We start from the raw sequence: 1,266 nt of genomic DNA on the forward strand, positions 1-1,266 counted from the left end.
GGGTGGTGCTGGTGGCGGGACGGGCTCAGCGCACGGTGGCGTCGATCGCGCCCTGGGCGAGGCGGTCGTGCAGCGCGCCGCCCGGGCTCACGTCGTCGGGGGAGCGGACGATCGCCCCGTCCGGTCCGTGCACGACGGCGTAGCCCCGCTCGAGCGTCGAGGCGGGGGACAGGGCGCGCACCTGGGCAGCGAGCCGGTCGGCCTCGCCGTGCGCGCGCAGCAGGATCGCGTCGAGCGAGCGCCGGGCCCGGTCCCTCGCGGTGAGGACCTGCTGCTCGCGCGTCGAGATCATGGTCTCGGGGGCCGCGAGCACCGGGCGCGAGCGTGCGCTGTCCAGACGGGACTGCTCGCGCTGGAGCTGGTGCGTGATCGCGGCGCGGATCCGGGACCGGGCCTGCAGGACGCGCGCACGCTCCTCGCCCACGTCCGGCACGATGCGCTTGGCGGCGTCCGTGGGGGTCGAGGCGCGGTAGTCGGCGACGAGGTCCAGGAGCGGGGTGTCGGTCTCGTGGCCGATCGCGCTCACGAGCGGGGTGCGGCAGGCCGCCGCGGCCCGGACCAGGGCCTCGTTGCTGAACGGCAGGAGGTCCTCGACCGCGCCGCCGCCGCGCGCGACCACGATCACGTCGACGTCGGGGCGCGCGTCGAGCTCGGCGATCGCTGCGCTCACCTGCGCGACGGCCCCCGTGCCCTGGACCGCGACCTCGCGGATCTCGAAGCGCACCTGGGGCCAGCGGGCGCGGGCGTTGACCACGACGTCGTGCTCGGCCTTGGACTCGCGGCCGCACACCAGGCCGACGACCGCCGGGAGGAAGGGCAGCGGGACCTTGCGGGCCGCGTCGAACAGGCCCTCGGCGGCCAGGACCCGCTTGAGGTGCTCGATGCGGGCCAGCAGCTCGCCGATCCCGACCGTGCGCACCTCGCTCGCCTGGAGCTGGAACGACCCGCGCTTGGGCCAGAAGACCGGCTTGGCGTGGACGACGACGTGCGCGCCCTCGGTGAGCGGCGTGCTCGCGGCCTCGAAGACCTTGGCGAGGGCGGCGACCGGGAGCGACATGTCGGCGTCGGTGTCCCGCAGGGTCAGGAAGGCCATGGAGGCACCGGGGCGACGGTTGAGCTGGACGACCTGCCCCTCGACCCAGACGGGGGCCATCTTGTCGATGTAGGCCGTGATCTTGCTCGACAGCAGCCGGACGGGCCACGGGTTCTCCGCGGTCGTGTCGAGGGCCCGGGCGGGGAGCGCGGGCCCTCGACACGACCGCGGAG

The 1,266-nt window shown here is 75.4% G+C and carries 1 protein-coding gene; it reads right to left on the reverse strand.

Going from position 1 to position 1,266, the window contains the following annotated elements; genetic code table 11:
• Positions 1-25 precede the first annotated feature (25 nt).
• On the reverse strand, positions 26-1,266 hold a 1,241-nt coding region (gene xseA / locus OERS_RS20375), incomplete at its 5' end, for an exodeoxyribonuclease VII large subunit (RefSeq protein WP_068627791.1).

Origin of the sequence: Oerskovia enterophila, from assembly GCF_001692445.1 — a bacterium.
Lineage (GTDB): Bacteria > Actinomycetota > Actinomycetes > Actinomycetales > Cellulomonadaceae > Oerskovia > Oerskovia enterophila.